We start from the raw sequence: 18976 nt of genomic DNA on the forward strand, positions 1-18976 counted from the left end.
TCAACCCCCTGCGGCCCACCCAGGCCACAACCGCAGCGACACAACAGGCCATTCACACCCTGCACACCATCCTGCACAGCCACTGAGACCCCGCCGCACCCAGCAGCACCTGAACAACCAACAGCACACCACGCGCGAGCCCACCAGCACCGCCACCCGGCACCCCGCCAACCGCACGGGACCGTTTCGAGCCCGATCGGTTCACCGAGCCGATCCTCGGACGTAGCCCGCTCCTGGCAAGCCTCGGACAGGTTCCCGCTTGTCACGCTCCCGGTGTGCCTCCCCATGACTTGCGGCAGCACGCCTGCCGCATGCGGCCATGCCCACTGTCCGGACCTGGCCGACAACCTCTGCCTCGAAAGGGCATTTCATGTACCGTCATTCGCGCCTTCGGCGCGCCCGCACCCCTCTCACCGTCGCAGCCACGGCGGCTGTCGCCACCGGCCTTCTCGCCACGACGGTCGGTCCGGCGAGCGCGGCCAAGACCTCCCCCTCAAAGGGCGACAAGCCGACCGTCGTCCTCGTCCACGGCGCGTTCGCCGACTCCTCCAGCTGGAACGGCGTCATCAAGAAGCTGAAAGAGCACGGCTACCCGGTGGTGGCCGCGGCCAATCCGCTGCGGGGCGTGAGCATCGACGCTGCCTCGGTCAAGGACCTTCTGGCCGGCGTCGACGGGCCGGTCGTCCTGGTCGGCCACTCCTACGGCGGAGCAGTGATCAGCAACGCGGCCCAGGGCTCCGACAACGTCAAGGCACTCGTCTACGCCGACGCCTTCCTCCCCGACAAGGGCGAGAGCGCAAACGAACTGGTGAGCAAGTTCGAAGGCAGCGTCATCGGCAAGGTTCTGCGGCCCGTCCCGATCACCAACCCCGACGGCTCCAAGGACTTCGACTTCTACATCGACCAGTCCAAGTTCCACAAGGCCTTCGGCGCGGACGTCCCTGCGAGTACCGCCGCCCTGATGGCGGTCACCCAGCGTCCCGGGACCGGCACTGCCCTGAACGAACCTTCCGGTGAGCCCGCATGGAAGACCATCCCTTCCTGGGCCCTGGTCGGCACCAATGACCAGATCATCCCGCGGAAGCTCCAGCTCTACATGGCCAAGCGCGCCAATGCCCACATCAAGGAGATCCGGTCCTCCCACGCTGTGAGCGTGTCCCATCCGGACGCCGTCACCCGCATCATCGAGAAGGCGGCGCGGACGGTCCGCTGACCAGCTCACTCCACGGGTGGGGGCATGGCTCGCCACCCTGGGTTGAACCGCTGTGAGACGTGAGGGGCCCTCCAAGGAGAGCCCCTCACCTGCGGAAACTTCCAACCTGCTCCCACGCAATGTGAGGGGTGGCATGGCGATCGAGGCTGCCGCCACCATGGGCAGGCTACGCACCGCGGTCCATACGCTTGCCGACATGGAACTGCCCCCGACGAACTGCTGACCGCCGCCGCGGGGAGCGTCTCGGGCTCCACGATCTGGTGGCCGCACTTCGTGTTCGGGCACCGGTAGTCGCACTGGCTCTTATATCGGCCCATGTCGACGCCGGGCCGCCGGAACAACTGCCGCGCCTTGACCATCTGGTCGCAGCCGGTGCAGAACGCCGAGGGGGCGAGCCACTTCTCGAAGTTCGGGTTCCGGCCGAGGCTCGTGTGCCAGTACACGAAGTTATCTGGACAGTTCCCCCTTGTAGGTGACTGTGTGCACGGAGCCGCGTGCGTAGGGTTCCGGACGTGCGAGTGGTGAGGTGCCCGATGCGGCAACTGGCCAGCCCCAGGTGCGGTTGGTCGACGCGTCCGGCGAGCCGGTCATTTAGTGGGGTTGGTGTCCCACAGGCGGACCGTCTCGCGCGTGCGCAAGGACGCGTCGGCGGGGCCTTTGATGTGGCCGGGGACAATGCGGAGATGTCGCCCACGTACCGGACGTACACCTGAAGGGGAACGGACCGTTGGCGAGGACCTCGGGTGCAGGAACCGGGGAGTGGGATCCGACTTCGCCGGAACCGATCGGCCGCTCACATAGCCTGCCGCCCACTCCTTAGCGGCGACTCTTCATACTGCCCGACGGACCGCCGACGCCGCGAGTTGATGGCCGCACCCGCGATCAGAACGATGACGGCAGCCACCGCCGCCAGACGCTCCAGGCTCCACGTCATCCCGACGACCGGTCCCTGCAGTGGGGCTTCGAAGCGGAGCCTTTGCGTTGTCTCTACGATCACTAGGAGTGGAATCATCAAGCGAAAAGGAAGGCCACGAAATCCCCCATCGCGTGCCAGGTTTCCGGCCAACCCCACAATCACACCCAGAAAGGAGGCAGCCAAACACCAGAAGAACGTCTTCGATCCGGACCAATCAACCTCTATGATGTCCGCCGTCAGAAACTGGCTTCGCGCCAACTTTGTAAGGTAATAGACGATCACTCCTACGATGAGTGAGATCGCACCCAAAGCGGCGGACTCAATCCTGGATTGACGCGCGAGCCCGGCACAGAAGGCCAAAGCACCCCAGGACCACCCGGCAGCCAGAACAAGGTGTGCCACGTGCGCCGCCGGGGAATCGAGCACCTCGAGTGACGGAGCAAGGAATCCGAGAGCTGCGCCGGCTGCCACCGCAACCACGAGCGCTATTAGGAACGAGCGTGAAGGGAACACGGCGTTCAAGAAATTCCCTTTCCAGTATCCACACGGCTGAGACCCAACATGCGGCTGAGTCTATGCCGCCCCGCAGCAACGAGTCGGGGCCGCCATCAGCCCGACTGGCGCGATTGCACCGGGCGACGCAGGGCTCTGACTGAGTTGCTCATGCTGACGGCGGGCTGCAGCCGTCAGCCTGGCGTGCTCCGACGCCACTCACGCCACGCACGCATGGCCCATGGACCGGTCAGGAAACGCCGGAAGGTGTCCGCGAAGCCGCCTCGCCAGCCGCGAGAGGACACGATCTCGCGGATCACCTCCCTGACCTCAGACGCCCCTATTCGAGGTTGCTCCAGAACGTGTAGCACGTGTACGAAGCACCCCGCACGAGGCTGGCTCTGGCCGTGATCCCGCCTGGTTGAGCGCTATTGCTTTCACCATTGCCGATTTTGGCGGTTGCCTTGTGCAACTTCGTACCATGGAAGTAGTACGAGAAGCAGCGCTTCCCGTCGGCGGTTATCTCGGTTCCGTAGGTCCACGTACCACCACCCACATCTTCGGTTGTCGAAGAAGCCGCCCTCGAGTTGGGGTCGACCTTGATGACGGCCATCCCCCACTCCTGCGGCTCAGAAGGTGCCGCATGCACCGAAGAGGCAGAAGCAAGCATTCCAACGGCGAGGGCAGCAGTGCCAGCTATGCCCCGATTCTCCCTTCGCCCAGCCAGGTCCGGTTACCAAATGCCCTTTCCGGTCTCGGACGGCGGATTGGCGAGAAGCAGCCGCAACCGCGACTCCGGCCAGAGCGGGTGCACTCTTGGCGGGTTGTTCCTCCCCTGGGGGTAAGCCGGGCGCATATCGGGTGCGCCCGGGTCCGGGGGTGTGGGTGGGTTCAGCGTGAGCACCAGCAGGGCCCGCACCAGCGCGGTCGCCCACCTCGGATCCGTGCGGACCTTGCCCAGGACACGCCAGTTCTTCAGGTGTGCGAAGCCGTGCTCGACCGGGGCACGCACTGCGGCCAGTGCCTTGTTGGACAGCTTCTGGCCACGGGTGCGTCTCGACGACACGGTCCAGCGGTTGGCGGAACAGGACGCCGAGGCCCCGGAGGGGGCTCTCAAGGCGGTGGATGCCACATGCCTGTACGCGGTCTACGACCCGGTGACCCGGAAGTGCACGATGGTTACGGCCGGGCATCCCCCGCCCGCCATCGTCGACCCGCGGGGCCAGGTGACCTTTCCCGACCTGCCCACCGGAACGCCACTTGGCATCGGGGTCGGGGTGCCGTTCGAGTCCGTGGAACCGAGCCTCCCCCGTTCGCGTAGCGCCGGCACCACGGACGAGAACGGCCGCGGGCTCCTCCTTGTCTCCCAGCTGTCCCGCCGATGGGGATGCCGCCCGATACCCGGCGGCAAGGTCGTCTGGGCCGAAGTGGGCCCTCGCGCCTGATCCTGGACACTCGACATGGTGGATCTTGAGGTCTGCGTCCGCCGGTCACCTCGTGGTGCGCATCAGCAGCATGGCGATGTCGTCGGTGCGGGGAATGCCCCGCAGAGCGTGCCGCAGGAGGGCGTCGGTGAGGGCGTCGATGTCGTCGGTGCAGGACCGGGCGAGTTGACGGGCGAGCTCGGCAATGGCGTCGTCGATGTCGGTGCCGGGGGCTTCTACGAGGCCGTCGGTGTAGAGGGCGAGGGTCGTGCCCGGGGGCAGCGGAATGTCCATGGTGGCGTAGTCGGCGTCCCGGGTGATGCCGAGCAGCAGACCCGTGGGCACCGGGAGGATCTCGGTGCCGCCGTCCGGGCGGCGCAGCAGGGGCGGCGGGTGTCCGGCTGTGGCGAGTGCGGCCCGGTGCTGCGCCAGGTCAAGGTGGACGTACAGGCAGCTGGCGAACAGTCCTGGATTCAGGTCGCACATGAGCCGATTGGTACGGGCCATGAGTTCACCAGGACTGGTGCCCGCGGCGGCGTGGGCGTGGACGGCGGTGCGCAGCTGGCCCATGAGGGCCGCCGCCTGGACGTTGTGGCCCTGGACGTCGCCGATGACCGCCGCGGCACTGGTGGCGTCGCAGCGGATCAGGTCGTAGAAGTCGCCTCCGATGTCCATGCCGTGCCCGGCGGACAGATAACGGGCGGTGACGCGCAGCCCAGGGACCTCGGGCAGGTCCCGCGGCAGCAGGTCCCTTTGCAGCGCATGTGCGAGACGCTGCTTCGCGTCGTACAGCCGGGCCCTGTCCAGGGCCTGGGCGACCAGGCCGGCCACCGAGACGAGCACGTTCCGTTCAGGCGGCAAGAAGCGTTGGGCCCGGTTGTAGGACAGGACCAGGAGGCCTACGGGGCGGCCGCGGATGGCCAGTGGGAGGAAGGCCCATGCGTCCCTGTCCCGGTAGCGGACGGCGTCCGGGTGAGCGGCCCGGAACTCCCCGAAATCGGCGAAGAAGGCGGGCTGCTGCCGGGTCAGCGCTCGCGCGGGCGGCGCGTCGGAGGTCAGTGACTCGCCGTCGAAAGGGGCCAGGAAAGCCGGATCGTATCCTCGGTGGCCGACGACCCTGAGCCTCCCCTCCTCCACTGTCATGAGGACCAGGCCCGAAGCGCCGAATGCGGGAACGAGCTGGTCGGCGACCCTTTCGGTAACGTCGTCCACCCCCACCGTCTCGGTCAGGGTCGCTGCCAGATGCATCAGGTGGTACAGCGTCGTGGCCCCGCCCGGCGCGGCGGACGCTCGGACAGGGCGCTCCGGCTCGCGGGACGGTTCGGACGGGAGTGGCGTGAGGTGCACGCTGACCCCGGAGGCATCGGGATAGAGCCGCAAGGAGAGCCGGCGATCCGGCGGGCGCACGACGGTGAAGTGCGCGGGCCGGTGACTGATGACCGAGGCGCGGAACCGGTCCTCGAAGGTGGGCTCACCGGGCCATTTCAGATGCTCCCACGGACGGACGCCCAGCAAGTCGGCTGCGTCGACTCCGAGCAGGTCGGCCGCCGCATGGCTGACGAAGGTGGTCCGGCCTTCCAGGTCCAGTGACATGGCACCCGGCAGGCGGGCGGCGAAGTCGTACGCGGCCATGGCTTCGGCCGTGCCAGGCGGGGGCGGGCGGACCGGTTCCAGCACCTGCGGGCGGGAGCCTGGCATCACCGGGTGACCCCTCTCGGCCGCGGACCGCAGCAGCAGTCCCGCCCGGTGACAGAAGGTGTCTATCGCCTCGCGCTCGCCTCGTGCGAGGCGGGCGGGATGCGAAGGGGGCCACAGCAGACAGACCACACCCCGTACGGCGTCACCGGCGAGGATCGGCCCGGCCGCCACGGCGTGCTCCGGCACCACGAGGGCGAGCCTCGGGTAGTGCATGGCCAGCTGATCCCCGGTCCCGACCCAGACCAGGCGCCGGTCCCGCAAGGCTTCCGCGGCGGGGATCGCCTCCTCCGCCCTGATCCGGGCCCACGGAGCGGCAATGTGCCAGGACATCCCGTACAACATGGACAACTGCAGCACCGGCTCCCGCGACGGCAGGAGGAACAGCATGCCGCCGGAGGGCGCGGCTTCCTGCACGAGGCCGCGGAACAGGGTGGTGAGTTCCTCCCACTCCGACCCTGAGCCCGCGGCGAAAGGCTGCACGCCTCTTCACCGACCTTCCGAGACCAAGGGGTCCGGGCCGGGGACTGGGCCTGGGCGGCGAGGGGCTGCCCTCATGCGTCCCCGTCCGGCCGGCGCGGAGACCGATCGGTCAGCGGCCTGTCGCGCCACCGCCATGCAGCAGTCACCTCCCGCCGACAACGGAACGTCGGTCTGTCGCCTGCGCCCGCTCCATAAAAAGGACAATAGCCACTAGACGGGATTTAAGCTCGCAGATCATCTCAGTCGCGGGTGGTCAGGGCGCGGCTGAGACTGTCGGCAGGAGCTCGCATGCCAGGTCCTCGGGAGCCGGGCCAGAGCTGCCGCCGCGAGCAGGCCGACGGGCTGAGTGACAGTGACGTGGACTTCGGCATCGCGCACAAAGACGCGGCACCATGGAAGTCATGCGGACGCAACCTCTCCTCGTCTACGACGGCGACTGCGGATTCTCTACGACCTCCGTGGCCTTCGCGCAAAAGTGGATCAGACCTCGCTGCGAGATCACAGCCTGGCAGTGGGCGCGACTGGATGCGCTGGGCGTCACCCGCCGGCGCGCCGAGTACGAGGCACTGTGGGTCACTCCGGACGGGACAGTGCACGGGGGCGCACAAGCGGTGGCCAAACTCCTGTCGAGCGCGCGTGGCGCCTGGGGCGTTGTGGGAGCGCTGTTGCAGCTGGCGCCGGTGCGCTGGCTCGCACACGGCATCTACCGTGCCGTCGCCGACAACCGTCACCGACTTCCTGGCGGCACGCCGGCTTGTGCGCTGCCCGCCACCCGGCGGCCTGGAACGCCCTGACAGCGTCTGCACTCCGGCTGTGTGTGCCTGTACTGCCGTCGGCCCGGCGCGTTCACCGAGGTGAAGTAGACGGCCGGGTCGCCCACGACGTCACATGGCCGCGGGCGCCTTCGCCGACGCCCGCTCACAGCCCCAGGTGAAGCGGCTGCGGCCGCTCGGCCGCCGCGGCGCTCAGCTGAGGAAGTCAGCCATCAATTCGGCGAACTCCTCAGGTGAGAGGACCTCGACCCCGAGCTCCTGGGCCTTGACCGCCTTCGAACTGGGCTTGCCACTCGCGGAGGGCGCAGCGACCAGAATCGACGTCTTGGCACTCACGCTGCTTCCGGCGCGCCCGCCCGCTTTCTCGATCAGCCCGTTCATCGTCTCGCGTCCCAGGCCCTCCAGCGGCCCCGTCATCTTGCCGGTCACCACCACGACCTTGTCGGCGAGCGGCCCGTGGTGGGTCGCCGACGTCTGCTCCTCGGGCTCGCTCATGTTCACGCCCGCCGCTGCCAGCTTGTCGATGACCAGGGCGAGGGCGGCGACCTGCTCCACGATGACCGGGGCCTTCTCGGGACCGATGCCGTCGACGGCCTGCATGGCTGTGGCGTCGGCCTGACGGATGGCGTCCATCGTGCCGAAGTGTCTGGCGATCCGGCGGGACATGCTGCGCCCCGTGCCCAGGACGCCGAGGGCGCAGAAGACACGGCTCAGCGGGCGAGTGCTGGCCGCCTCGATCTGCTCGACGAGCTTGGCGGCCCGCTTGGCGCTGCCTGCGGCGGCCGTGAGCTGATCCGGGGACAGGGTGAACAGATCGGCGACGTCCTTCACGGCGCCGGAGTCCACCAGTGCCTTGACGTACGTCTTGCCCAGGCCGTCGATGTCGAGCATCTCGCGTCCGGCGGCGTACTCGATCAGCGCGGGCAGCGCACAGGCCGTGCCCTTCGCGCACCGCCACCGCTCCTGTCTCTTGTCGATCTCACCGCCGCAGTTGGGGCACACCGTGGGCAGCGGCACCTCTTGGGCGCCGGCGGGGCGGAGCTGAACGACGGCGACCTGGACGCGCGGAATGATGTCGCCCGCCTTGTAGACCGCGACCGTGTCACCCAGGTGGAGGTCGCGGCGGCGGATGTCGGCGGGGTTGTGCAGGGTGGCCCGGGTGACGGTCGTCCCGTCGATCTCGACCGGCGCGAGCACGGCGGTCGGGGCGAGGACTCCGGTTCTGCCCACCTCCCACACCACGTCCTCGAGGACGGTATGCCGCTCGACGGCCGGGAGCTTGAAGGCTATCGCCCAGTGCGGGGACCGGCTGCCGAACCCCGCGGTCGCCTGCTCGCCCGCGTCGTTGACCTTGACGACGACGCCGTCTATGCCGAAGGGCAGACTCGGGCGCAGCGCGGCGACGTGGTCGATCTTCTGCTGTGCCTCGGTGAGCGTGGCCACCACATGCAGTCCGGCCGGAGTGGCCGCGGTCGTCGGTTCCCGCGCCGAGGTCGAGCACGCGCGGGCCGGGCGCGGGATCGAGCGCCCAGCGCACCGCGGTCTGCGCGTGGTCCGGACGGTGCTCGGCGTATGCGTCCGCCGCCGCTCCGAACGACGAGGCGCGAAACAGCCGTTCCTTCTTGTCCACCGCTCTGTCCGCTTGTCATTGTCCACACGGCATCGGAAGGTCCTTGAAGCGCCAGATGATCAGTCAATGCACGCGGTCACCGCACTCCGCCGGGAACAGCACAGCGCCTGGGGGCAGCTCGCGGGGATGCCGGGCGATCACCCGTAGGCACGCTTCGAGAGAGCCCTTCGCGGGCCGGTATTCGTGAGTGACTTCGCTCAGCGAAGTGATCACACCGCCGTGATGCATTTCCGCCGCGTGCACATCGTCGGGGAAGTGGCCCGACAAGATGCCGAAGGCTGCAGTGTCGTCGCCTTCGGGGACGCACTCGCGGATCTCGAAGCGCCAGTGCGCCGCGGCGTCGGCCAGCAAGGACCTGCCCCTCTTACCCCACCCCGCGAGGAACTCGGTGCGAGCTCGGAGGTGGAGGGCGATGGCACAGCAGAGGGGAATTTCGGTGCCGTCAGCAGCCTTCAGCCGCGTGTATCCGGCATGTGGGTAGCACGACAGAGCCTCGTCGATCAGACCCAAGGCGGTGTCCCGCGCCGCGGGGTGACCCTGCCGGGCGATGTCGAGAAGCAGCGGGGTGGCGAGCACGGCCGCTGGGAACACCGCGGCGCTGTGGCCATGGACAATTCCTCCACCGGCGAGCTGTGATCCGGCTTCCGCCGCCTGTACCAGGTTCGCCGCATCGGAAAGTGCCCGTAGACCACGGGCGACACGATCCGGTTCGTACCAGTCGGGATGACCCGGTATCGCGCCCCAGTCCACGGCCTCGATCTCCTGCAGCACGGCAGCATCCTCGCACGCGGCCGCGATCACTTGCCCCACCCTGGCCAGGTCCTCCGCGCGGCCCACCTCGTTGACTGGGTGCCGATCGCGCCTGACTGACCTCCCTGCTCCCAGGAAACGTGCCGGTCAGGGGGTGGTCTGGCGGCGGGTCGCCACGTACACGGCCCCCGCGGCGGCCGCTGCGGCGACCACGACGGTGAAGGCCGCGGTGGCGGTGGAAAGGCCGATGGCGTCGCTGAGGTAACCGGTGCTGACCGGCAGCAGCCCGGCGGGGACGTAGCCGCCGACGCTCAGCGCGGCGTTCGCCTCGGCCAGGCGTCCTACCGGGACGCTCGCGCTGATGAGTGTGAGGCCCCCCAGTTGTCCCAGGCCTTGCCCCGCGCCGGCCGAGACGGCGGCGACGGCCAGCAGGGGTGCGGAGGAGAGGAGGACGGCCGCCGCGAGGAGGGCCATGCCCGCCACGATGAGGCCGGCCCCGACGAGCAGGATGGTGCGCACTCGCAGACGCTGGACGGCGAACTGGACGGCGGTGGCGGCGCCGAACATCACGAAGGCGACGGCGCCCGCGACGACGCGGCTGGAGGTGCCCAGGACGTCGGCCAGGAGTGAGGGGCCGAGGGACAGCACGAAGGACGTGGAGGTGATACCGGGTGCGAAGACGGCGATTCCCATCATCAGCTGAGTGCGCTGGGGGCGGGGAACCGCGGGCACCCGGATCCACGATCCGGTGTGCGGGCCGTCCGGCCGCCTCAGCGGCATGCGCCACACGACGAGCACGGCCAGGCCCAGCAGCACGATCTCCACGAGGAACACGGTGACGGTCGGCGCGGGCAGAGTCTGGGACAGGACTCCGGCCAGGAGCGGACCGAGGCCGGCGCCCAGGACCATGGCGGCCGAGGCGAGCAGGGCGGCGAGCCGCTTGCGTGCGGGCCCGGCGACGTCGGTGACGGCGGCCATGCCGGCGGACACGATCGCGCCCACGGCTATGCCGCTGAGCAGTCGCGCCGCGGCCAGTGCGACGACGGATCCGGCGGTCGCGAACAGCAGGCTGGCCACGACTCCGAGGGCCAGGGCGGGCAGCAGGATCGGCTTGCGCCCCAGACGGTCGGAGGCGACGCCCGCCACGAGCAGGGCGCCCAGCAGGCCGACGATGTAGAAGGCGAAGACGACGGTCAGCAGCCCTGAGGAGAACCCGAGCCTGTCCTGCCAGAGCACGTACAGCGGGGTGGCGGTGTTGGACAGGATGAAAACGGCCGTCACCGGCCAGGCCGACAGCCAGACCGCTCGACGAGGTGGCGCGTCGGGCGCGGCGTCGGCGGGGCCGGGCGGCTGTCGGAGGACCGGCGCGCGCGTCGGGGCGGGTTGCTGGCATCCCATGGCTGCTCCAGAACACTGTACGAGAAAACTCGAACCATCAGTACGAGTGAAGTCGAACATAAAAGCCTGTACGATTCAACCCGTACTGATGGCTGCGGATTCCTGTGAGGTGATGGCCGATGACTCCGCCCGCCGAGGTGACTCGCTTCGCCGGCCCCTTCCCCGCCCCCACCGACCTCCCGGATCCGCTGCCGGAGCCGAGCCGTGAAGAGCTGCGGCTGGAGGTGGTCATGGGGGCACTCAGCGATCCGCTGCGGATGAGGATCGTGCAGACACTGCTGCTGCGCGCCGAGGGCTTCGACCACACCTGCGGCTGGTTCGGGCTGGACCGCCCGAAGTCCTCGCTGACACATCACTTCCGGGCACTGCGGGACGCAGGGCTGATCCGGCAGCGGCAGTACGGGCTGGAGCGGCGCAGTCATGTCCGCATCGACGACCTCGACGAGCGCTTCCCCGGGCTGCTGGACCTGGTCGCCGCCTGGCAGTCGAGGCAGGCGCCCGGCCTCGTCACCTGATCCGCGCCGGTGTGCCCCCGGAGTGGGTCACCACGAACCGGCCAAGCTTGAGCGCATCGTGCAATGACGCGCGCCTATCGGTCTATGAGATCACCACCCGGCGGGGTCGAATGGGGAAGCTTCGGAAACGGCCCCCGCGGTGTCCCGCACTTCTCCACCCATGAGGTTCCCGGAATGCCTGGGACATCGCGTCGACGCGACTCCGACGTGTCCCCCCTTGCGACCAAGGCGGCACGGTCCGGTCGCGTCCGGGATCAACCTTTGAGTGAAGGAGAAATTGGTGACGATCAACAGCGGGCGCACGGACGTGGTGAACGTCTTGTCCGAGGACGAGACCAGGACGGAGTTCGTCGCGCGTGCCCGCGCCCTCCAGCCGCTGCTGCGCGCTCATGCAGCGCGCGGTGAATCGGACCGGGTCGTGCCGGCGGAAGTCATTGACCAGCTCGCCGCGGCAGGCATCTTCCGGCTGTTGACACCGAGGCGATTCGGGGGCCACGAGACGGACCTGCGCACCCTCACGGAAGTCTCCGAAGTCCTGGGCGAAGCGGACGGCTCGACGGCCTGGACCGCCATGATCGTCTCCGTGACCAACTGGCTGGCGAGTCTCTTCCCGGACAAGGCCCAGGAAGAGGTCTTCGGAGCCGACCCGAATGCTCGGGTGACGGGGGTGGCGGCTCCTACCGGCGTCGGCCGTCCGGTGCCCGGCGGATGGAGCGTCAGCGGGGAGTGGTCCTACAACTCGGGCGCGCCGTACGCCACGTGGGCCGTTGTGGGCACGCTGTTGCAGGACGAGGCCGGCGCGGTCGTGGACCAGTCCCTGGTACTGATCCCGGCCTCGGACCTCAAGATCGAGGACACGTGGCAAGCGGCAGGCATGAAGGCGACCGCCAGCCACACGCTGGTCGGCCGCGACATCTTCGTGCCCGGCCATCGGGTGCTCTCCGTCCCTGCCGCCGCGCAGGGCACCTACCCTCGCTCCTTCCGGCAGGACGAACCGCTCTACTCCTCGGTGTTCGGCTCGATGCTGCTGCTCTGTCTGGTGGGGCCGCTGCTCGGCCTCGGCAAGGCGGCCCTGCTCGCGGTAGAGGACGCGGCGGCGAAGAAGCCGTTGTCGTTCACGGTGCACGCCAGGCAGGCCGACTCGGTTGGCGTGCAGATCCAGGTGGCGGAAGCAGCACTGAAGCTTCGGACGGCACGACTGCTCGCCTATGACGCGGTGGACCTGGTGGACCGGCGCTCCGGCGCGCTGGACCACTCCGGGCGCACGCGGATCAGGGCACAGGCCGGCTACGCCGCTCAGCAGGTGCTCGCAGCCATCACGACCTTGTTGAACGTGCATGGGGCGGGTGCCTTCGCCGATGCCAACCCCCTGCAGCGGGTATGGCGTGACGCCAATGTCGCAGCCCGTCATGCGGGCTTGGTGCCGGCCGTCGGACTGGAGGCCTACGGCAAGACACTGCTGGGCGTCGACGAACCCGTGAGTCTCATGCTCTGACCGCCGCCCTCGCCGTGGCTACCGGTCGCGGATCGGTAGCCAACAGGCCTGCAGTCACGACCGTGCACTGTTTCGTACGGGAGCACGCCGGCCGGTCGGACTCAGGCGACGTCGCCCCTTGCCGCGACGGCATCGCCCCGTGTCTGCTCGCGCAGCTTCCCGCTCACCGCCGGCTGGGCGGTCGGCCCCGAGTTGACGTTGACCTGGCGCTTCACTGAGATGCCTTGCGGGCTCAAGGCCAGAGTGAGCCGGTCGACGAACGGCGATTCCAGAAAGTGCCAGGTCAAGTGGAGTACGTCGTCGACGTCCGGGTCCCATTGCGCGCCCGCCAGAATCAGCGCGGAGGGATCCTGGTACGAGTGATGCAGCCGCCACACGCTGACATCCGTCTCCTGCCTCACCCAGTGTCCGAGCCCGTGCTCGATGGTGTGCCGGCCGCGCTCGTCCTCCAGCACCACTCGGACCGCATCGGTTCCTGTGCGAAGGGCGAGGGATCTCAGTCCCTGCTCGTTGGGTCCGAAGTCGTACGTCGCCGCCATGCCCACCCGGCGCGGCGTCGCGTCCAGCGTCTGCGGCATGCGGGCGGCGTCGACCAGGCGCCGTACCGCCTCGCCCTCTGTCCGTTCGACTGCCCGGTCCCCGCCGGCCGGGCCGAACGCCTGCCGGAATGCCCGCCGGAGCATGCCCGGCAGGTCGTGGTAAGTACCGTCACCCATGGCGCCGGTGACCACCACGACGCCGCCCTGATCGGGGAAGACCATGCACTCCTGGCCGAAGATGCCCGAGGCGCTGTAGATGCGGTCCTCGGTCGTCCAGAACTGGTAGCCGTAGCCGGAGTCGGCCACGGCGTCCGGCGCCGGCGGCAGCATCTCCTGCCCGGTCCACTCACCGCTGACCGCCCGTCGCACGTGCAGCGCCGACGCCTTCTGCACCCAGCCCGCGGGCAGCACGCGGCGCCCGTCCCAGATGCCGTCCTGAAGGTGCAGGATCCCGAAGGACAACAGGTCCCCCGGCCGCATCGACAGCCCGTTGCCGCCGCTGGCCACGCCCTCCGGGTCATGGTCCCAGTGGAAGTCGGTGATCCCGAGAGGTTCGAAGAGCCGGGGTCGCAGATAGTCGTCGACCGCCTCGCCGGAGACCTCCTGAACGATCGCGGACAGCACATGACTGGTCGTGCTGCTGTACAGGAAGGCCCGGCCCGGCGGTTCGACCACGGGCTCCTCCAGGAACTCCCCCACCCAGCCCGCCCCGCGCAATCGCGTGGTCGCCCCGGAAAGCCCCCGGCGCTGTCCCGTCTGCATGGTCAGCAGATCGCGCACCCGCATGCGGCTGAAATTCTCACCCGGGTCCGCCGGCAGCCGACCGCCGAAGAATTCCACGACCAGGTCGTCCAGTTGGAGCAGCCCTTCGGCCTCGGCGAAGCCGACGGCTGTCCCGGTGAAGGACTTGGTGGCCGAATGTATCTTGTGTTTCAGCGTGGGCTCGTGCGGCCACTGCCACATGTCGAACACGGTCCGCCCGTTCCAGTGCACGAGCAGCGAGTGCACGCGCATGCCGCGGGCCGCCAGCTCTTCGAGCAGCAGGTGGACCGGACGCATACCAAGGGCCGGCAACTCGTTCGTCATAGTCACCGCTCTTGTCGTCGTGTGTGATGGTGAGGGGTGCGCGTGGCCGTGCAGGCCGCGAGGAAAGGCGGCATCAGACCCGCCGACCGAGCAGTCCGGCCATGAACTCCTGCACCGCAGGCGCCACTTGACTGCCCCGGTGCGCGACGCCTGGCACGATGTCGAATCGGACGGGCACCCCCTGGGCCTCGAAGCTCGCTCGCAACGCCTCCAGGCGCTCTATTCGGGTACGCCCGGTGTGCTCCACACCGTCCATCCAGTTGGGCCCGCCCACGTTGTTGATTTCCCAGGTCTCGGTGTCCTCGCTGCCGATGACCATCTGCACCGGCACCTCACGCAGCGCCGCCAGGTCGATCTTGATCCCGAAACGCTCCTCGAAGCCTCCGGTACCGAGCCACCAGGGAAGCGAGTCGTCGAGCTGCGTGATGCGGCCGGGCGCGCCGATCGAGACGCCGGCCAGCCGCTCGGGGTGGGCGTAGGCGAAGCGGTGGGCGAACTGTCCGCCTCCGGAGAAGCCGTGCAACAGGAATCGCTCGGTCTCCGTGTTGAATCGCTCCCCCACCTCGTCGACGATGTGCAGCAGTTCCTCGTCGAACCGGGTCCCTCGATACTCCAGGAACTTGAAGCTGTGCAGTTCCCCCGGTTCGACCAATCCGGCCGGGAAGAGGGGCGCGAGGATGACGCAGCGGTGGTCGATCGCGAACTGTGCCCACTGGTCCCGATAGGCCTCGGCGGACCGTCCGGTGCCGTGCTGGATCACTACCAGGGGGAGCGGATCGGCCTGCGCCGTATGGTCCTTCGGCACATACAGCGTGTAGGACAGCCGCTGGTCGTGGCGGGAGGCGAAGAACGGCGTACCGCCGACGAAATGTGCGCCCTGCGAATCGAGGTTTCTCGGGTTGGTCATGTGGAGCGCTCCTCAAAGATTCAACAAGCGGGAATTATAGGCTATAGCCGTTGGTCGGAACAGATGGCCGGCCCTTCGGCGGCGGAGGGGCTCCCGCGTTTCGGGCTGGGAGAGGATGGGACGACAAGCACACGAGGCGAGGAGGCATTCGAGGTGTCCGACACCGCTGCCGAGCACGACAGCGCGGCTCCCGACGAGACCGAGCTGTCGGCGCGGCTGAGCGCCGAGATCCTCGCGTACCTGCGCGAGGAGAACCCCCCGATCGGCCACCGGCTCACGGAGCGGGCCCTCGCCGAGTTGCTACGGGTCTCGCGCTCGCCGGTGCGCAAGGCCCTGCGGCAACTGCACCGGGACGGTTTCATCGACCGCACGGAGTCCGGGCGCTATCTGGTCGCACGCTCCGCGGCCGACATCACCCACGAACGCTCCGAAGAGCCCGAGGACCCGGTCTATCTGCGCGTCGTCGACGACCGGCTGGACGGCGCGCTGCCGAACCGGGTCACCAAGACAGCCCTGCTGAAGCGGTACGGAGTGACCCGGAGCCAGCTGGACCAACTGCTGCTGCGTATCTCCAACGAGGGGTGGATCGCCCCGCTGCCCGGCTACGGCTGGGAGTTCCTGCCCGTGCTGGACTCGCTGGAGTCGTACCGCAGCAGCTATCGGTTCCGGCTGCTGATCGAGCCTCCGGGCATCCTGGAGCCCACGTTCCGCGTCGACCGGGAAGCCATCCAGCGACGGCGGACCGAGCAGCGGACGTTGGTCGAGAGCGGCCTCGGTTCGGTCTCCAGCGCGCAGTTGTTCGACCTCAACACACGGTTCCACGAAACCATCGCGGAGTGCACCGGCAACGACTTCATCGTGGAGAGCCTCGCACGGGTGAACCGGCTGCGGCGTCTCATCGAGTACCGGCAGGCCCTGGATCCCGAGCGCGCCCTCATCCGCTGCCGGGAACACGTGGAGCTCGCGGACCTGCTGTTGGCCGGTGAGCTCCCGGAGGCGAGCACGTTCCTCCACCGTCACCTCGCGACCGTAGGACACGAGAAGGCGGGGAAAGAGACGGGAGCCGACTGACCGATCGGCCCTCAGGGCACCCATCCGCGGCCTCCCGTCAGCGCTCGGCCCGGACACGCGGGTCGTTCGGACGCGCCGGCGGCGGTATGTACCGGCCTAGCCGTTGGGACAGCCGGGCGGTGGCCACGAAGGACACCACCAGCGTCGCCACCAACAGCACACCGACGAGGACGACTCCCGTGCCGAGTACCGGCTCCGGGTCGCCGGCCTCCGCGCGGGCCGAGCCGGTGAGGAAGGTGAGCACGAAGAGCACCGTCACCGAGAGCGCCACCTCGATCCCGACCAGGGCAGGGACCGTCCGCAGCGCCAGCGTGAACAGCGACGCCTGCGAACCGGCGGCGCGCGCCTGTGCCATGCGGGGGAACATCACGAATTCGTTCACGCCGCCCAGACAGATCATCACGGCCACCAGAGCCACCTTGAGCAGCAGGAACCGCCCGAAGCTGGTGGTGAACAGTTCGCCCAGGCTGCCGACGTTCATCCAGGCCATGAACAGGCCGGTGATCACCGTGCATCCCACGGCCACCAGGGCCACCGTGCCGAACCGGGTCCACACACGCGCCCACACAGGCCCCGCGTCCGTGCCGATCCGCCGTCCCGTCGCCGCCAGGACCACCAGGCCGGCGATGCCGCCCACCCAAGTGGAGACGGCGAAGACATGGACGTGGTTCATGACGAGGTCGAGGAACTCGTGCCCGGTCGCCGCACCGAAGTCCGTCGGCAGCAGCGTGACCTGATGGGCCGTGAAGGCGACCAGCAGAGCGGCCAGGACGACGCCTCCCGGCCGGGCACGGAACCGCGGCGACCACAGCAGCATGAGCAGCACGGCGGAGACGCCCCACATCAAGTACTGCACCAAGGTGAGCGTGCCCGATGAGACCCACTGCCCGGGCTCGGCCGGCGCCCGGACGTAGTCCCAGATGGTTCCGGGCCGCAGAGCGTCGCCGTAGGGTATCTCCTCGCCCTTCACCCGGGCCGCCTTGCCGGCGATCTGGAAGTAGAGCGCCACCAGGAACCAGGCGCCGATGGAAGCGAGCAGAAGTGCGGACCGGTGTTCGAGCAACTGCCGGTCGCGGGGTCGAAGGGCCGAGCGGCTCAGTACCGGCCGCACGACCGTGAGGTACAGCACGCCCACCCCGAAGGTCCCGATCAGCCCTGCGAAGTAGGTCATCTTGGTGATGATCCGCCAGGGGGCCGGATGGGGGTTGGCCACGTTGGCCAGCAGGGTGTCCAAGGTCAGTTGAGACATCAACGGCGGGAACCTCCAAGGGCAGGTGAGCGATGCTCACAGGACTGGACGTCGGCGCACGAGGGGGCGCCCGCCGCGCCGCGCAGAGGCCGGCGCCCGGCGCCGGACGGCGGTCAACCGACGAGTACGTCTCGCAGCTGTTGCAAGCCCCAGTCCAGGTCGTCCTTGGAGATGACGAGTGGTGGGGCGAGCCGGATGGTGGAGCCGTGGGTGTCCTTCACGAGCACTCGGCGGTCCATCAGCCTCTCGCTGATCTCACGGCCCGTGCCGTGGGAGGGATCGATGTCCACGCCGGCCCACAACCCACGGCCGCGCACCGCTCGCACCGCCCCGCCCGCCGTCAGCTGCGCCAGTTCACGGTGCAGGTGATCGCCCAGTTCCGCGGCCCGCTCCTGGTGCTCACCGCTGCGCAGCATCGCCAGCACCTCCAGGGCCACCGCACATGCCAGGGGGTTGCCGCCGAACGTCGAGCCGTGTTCGCCGGGACCCTGCACCCCCAGCACCTCGGCCGAGGACACGACCGCGGAGACGGGCACCACTCCCCCGCCGAGTGCCTTGCCGAGCAGATACATGTCGGGCACGACGTCCTCGTGCTCGCAGGCGAACGTCCTGCCGGTCCGGCCCAGACCCGACTGGATCTCGTCGCAGACGAACAGCACACCCCGGGCACGGGTCACCTCACGCACTCCGGCGAGGTAGCCGGTCGGCGGTACCAGGACTCCGGCCTCTCCCTGGATCGGTTCCAGGAGTACGGCGACGGTGTCCTCGGTGATCGCCGCTTCGAGCGCCGTGAGGTCCCCGTACGGGACGATGTCGAACCCCGGTGTGTAAGGGCCGTGGTCCGCGCGTGCGGTTCGGTCCGTGGAGAAGCCGACGATCGTGGTCGTACGGCCGTGGAAGTTGTCGGCCGCGACGATGATCCTGGCCTTGCCGGGAGCGACACCCTTGACGCGGTAACCCCACTTGCGGACGGTCTTCACCGCGGTTTCCACCGCCTCCGCGCCGGTGTTCATCGGCAACACCATCTCCATGCCGCAGAGCTCGGCGAGTTGGGTGCAGAAGTCGGCGAACCGGTCGTGGTGGAAGGCCCGCGAGGTGAGCGTCACGCGGTCCAACTGGCGCTTGGCCGCGCCGATGAGGCGGGCGTGGCCATGGCCGAAGTTGAGCGCCGAGTACCCGGCGAGCAGGTCGAGATAGCGGCGTCCCTCCACGTCGGTCATCCACGCGCCCTGCGCCGAGGTGACGATCACGGGCAGCGGGTGGTAGTTGCGCGCGCTGTGCTCCTCCGAGAAGGAACTCGCGCGCTCTCTGGCGGGCACAAGGTCTCCGATCGGTCGGGA

The 18976-nt window shown here is 68.9% G+C and carries 16 protein-coding genes and 1 pseudogene; 6 read left to right on the forward strand and 11 right to left on the reverse strand.

Annotated elements, in window-relative coordinates; genetic code table 11:
* Nucleotides 1-370 precede the first annotated feature (370 nt).
* The gene (locus ACFV6X_RS27230) at nucleotides 371-1213 is read left to right on the forward strand and encodes an alpha/beta fold hydrolase (RefSeq protein ID WP_385387607.1); all 843 of its coding nucleotides are present in this window, start codon (nucleotides 371-373) and stop codon (nucleotides 1211-1213) included.
* 793 nt (nucleotides 1214-2006) lie between these two features.
* Here the strand turns inward: ACFV6X_RS27230 and ACFV6X_RS27235 are convergent.
* The 3 genes and pseudogenes from ACFV6X_RS27235 to ACFV6X_RS27245 form a co-directional block, all read right to left on the reverse strand.
* Complete coding sequence (locus ACFV6X_RS27235; RefSeq protein ID WP_385387727.1) at nucleotides 2007-2642, reverse strand: DUF6518 family protein; 636 nt, start codon at nucleotides 2640-2642, stop codon at nucleotides 2007-2009.
* 319 nt (nucleotides 2643-2961) lie between these two features.
* Entirely contained in the window at nucleotides 2962-3234 is a 273-nt protein-coding gene (locus ACFV6X_RS27240; RefSeq protein WP_385387608.1) for a lactococcin 972 family bacteriocin, read from the reverse strand.
* A gap of 282 nt (nucleotides 3235-3516) precedes the next feature.
* Nucleotides 3517-3672 (reverse strand): annotated as a pseudogene (locus ACFV6X_RS27245) (transposase family protein); the annotation flags it as partial.
* On the opposite strand from ACFV6X_RS27245, the gene ACFV6X_RS27250 reads away from it, so the two are divergent.
* A complete protein-coding gene (locus ACFV6X_RS27250; protein WP_385387610.1) occupies nucleotides 3671-4066 on the forward strand; it encodes an ATP-binding SpoIIE family protein phosphatase in 396 nt (131 codons plus the stop codon). The pseudogene ACFV6X_RS27245 and the gene ACFV6X_RS27250 sit on opposite strands and share 2 nt — an antisense overlap.
* A gap of 45 nt (nucleotides 4067-4111) precedes the next feature.
* On the opposite strand, the gene ACFV6X_RS27255 is transcribed toward ACFV6X_RS27250, so the two are convergent.
* Nucleotides 4112-6223, reverse strand: coding sequence for a SpoIIE family protein phosphatase (locus ACFV6X_RS27255; RefSeq protein WP_385387612.1), 2112 nt, complete (start codon nucleotides 6221-6223; stop codon nucleotides 4112-4114).
* A gap of 401 nt (nucleotides 6224-6624) precedes the next feature.
* Here ACFV6X_RS27255 and ACFV6X_RS27260 point away from each other — a divergent pair, with 401 nt between their 5' ends.
* Entirely contained in the window at nucleotides 6625-7017 is a 393-nt protein-coding gene (locus ACFV6X_RS27260; protein ID WP_385387613.1) for a thiol-disulfide oxidoreductase DCC family protein, read from the forward strand.
* Nucleotides 7018-7188: 171 nt separating this feature from the next.
* Here the strand turns inward: ACFV6X_RS27260 and ligA are convergent, their stop codons facing one another.
* The 3 genes from ligA to ACFV6X_RS27275 all read right to left on the reverse strand — a co-directional run bounded on the left by ligA (nucleotide 7189) and on the right by ACFV6X_RS27275 (nucleotide 10657).
* The gene (gene ligA, locus ACFV6X_RS27265; protein WP_385387615.1) at nucleotides 7189-8439 is read right to left on the reverse strand and encodes an NAD-dependent DNA ligase LigA; all 1251 of its coding nucleotides are present in this window, start codon (nucleotides 8437-8439) and stop codon (nucleotides 7189-7191) included.
* Nucleotides 8440-8689: 250 nt separating this feature from the next.
* Nucleotides 8690-9397, reverse strand: a complete 708-nt coding sequence (locus tag ACFV6X_RS27270; RefSeq protein ID WP_385387617.1) for a hypothetical protein — start codon at nucleotides 9395-9397, stop codon at nucleotides 8690-8692.
* A gap of 126 nt (nucleotides 9398-9523) precedes the next feature.
* Nucleotides 9524-10657, reverse strand: a complete 1134-nt coding sequence (locus ACFV6X_RS27275) for an MFS transporter (protein WP_385387618.1) — start codon at nucleotides 10655-10657, stop codon at nucleotides 9524-9526.
* A gap of 236 nt (nucleotides 10658-10893) precedes the next feature.
* Here ACFV6X_RS27275 and ACFV6X_RS27280 point away from each other — a divergent pair, with 236 nt between their 5' ends.
* Entirely contained in the window at nucleotides 10894-11289 is a 396-nt protein-coding gene (locus ACFV6X_RS27280) for an ArsR/SmtB family transcription factor (RefSeq protein ID WP_385387620.1), read from the forward strand.
* 280 nt (nucleotides 11290-11569) lie between these two features.
* A complete protein-coding gene (locus ACFV6X_RS27285; protein ID WP_385387729.1) occupies nucleotides 11570-12784 on the forward strand; it encodes an acyl-CoA dehydrogenase family protein in 1215 nt (404 codons plus the stop codon).
* Between the two features lie 101 nt (nucleotides 12785-12885).
* On the opposite strand, the gene ACFV6X_RS27290 is transcribed toward ACFV6X_RS27285, so the two are convergent.
* Nucleotides 12886-14409 carry a serine hydrolase domain-containing protein gene (locus ACFV6X_RS27290; protein WP_385387622.1) on the reverse strand — a complete coding sequence of 508 codons (1524 nt, stop codon included), beginning with the start codon at nucleotides 14407-14409 and terminating at the stop codon, nucleotides 12886-12888.
* Between the two features lie 73 nt (nucleotides 14410-14482).
* Nucleotides 14483-15316 carry an alpha/beta hydrolase gene (locus ACFV6X_RS27295; protein ID WP_385387624.1) on the reverse strand — a complete coding sequence of 278 codons (834 nt, stop codon included), beginning with the start codon at nucleotides 15314-15316 and terminating at the stop codon, nucleotides 14483-14485.
* A gap of 153 nt (nucleotides 15317-15469) precedes the next feature.
* Here ACFV6X_RS27295 and ACFV6X_RS27300 point away from each other — a divergent pair, with 153 nt between their 5' ends.
* A complete protein-coding gene (locus tag ACFV6X_RS27300; protein ID WP_385387626.1) occupies nucleotides 15470-16387 on the forward strand; it encodes an FCD domain-containing protein in 918 nt (305 codons plus the stop codon).
* 37 nt (nucleotides 16388-16424) lie between these two features.
* Here the strand turns inward: ACFV6X_RS27300 and ACFV6X_RS27305 are convergent, their stop codons facing one another.
* Complete coding sequence (locus ACFV6X_RS27305) at nucleotides 16425-17636, reverse strand: copper resistance D family protein (protein WP_385387627.1); 1212 nt, start codon at nucleotides 17634-17636, stop codon at nucleotides 16425-16427.
* Between the two features lie 113 nt (nucleotides 17637-17749).
* Nucleotides 17750-18955: an ornithine--oxo-acid transaminase gene (gene rocD, locus ACFV6X_RS27310; protein WP_385387628.1), complete on the reverse strand. Its 1206-nt coding sequence runs from the start codon at nucleotides 18953-18955 to the stop codon at nucleotides 17750-17752.
* Nucleotides 18956-18976 lie beyond the last annotated feature (21 nt).

It is taken from the genome of Streptomyces sp. NPDC059861 (assembly GCF_042731435.1).
In the GTDB taxonomy this organism is placed as follows: domain Bacteria; phylum Actinomycetota; class Actinomycetes; order Streptomycetales; family Streptomycetaceae; genus Streptomyces.

Bases quoted from the DNA above. Each gene is read 5' to 3' on its own strand.
- ACFV6X_RS27230 (WP_385387607.1), top strand. From the start codon at position 371: ATGTACCGTCATTCGCGCCTTCGGCGCGCCCGCACCCCTCTCACCGTC.
- ACFV6X_RS27240 (WP_385387608.1), bottom strand. From the start codon at position 3,234: ATGGCCGTCATCAAGGTCGACCCCAACTCGAGGGCGGCTTCTTCGACA.
- ACFV6X_RS27260 (WP_385387613.1), top strand. From the start codon at position 6,625: ATGCGGACGCAACCTCTCCTCGTCTACGACGGCGACTGCGGATTCTCT.
- ACFV6X_RS27280 (WP_385387620.1), top strand. From the start codon at position 10,894: ATGACTCCGCCCGCCGAGGTGACTCGCTTCGCCGGCCCCTTCCCCGCC.
- ACFV6X_RS27290 (WP_385387622.1), bottom strand. From the start codon at position 14,409: ATGACGAACGAGTTGCCGGCCCTTGGTATGCGTCCGGTCCACCTGCTG.
- ACFV6X_RS27295 (WP_385387624.1), bottom strand. From the start codon at position 15,316: ATGACCAACCCGAGAAACCTCGATTCGCAGGGCGCACATTTCGTCGGC.
- ACFV6X_RS27305 (WP_385387627.1), bottom strand. From the start codon at position 17,636: ATGTCTCAACTGACCTTGGACACCCTGCTGGCCAACGTGGCCAACCCC.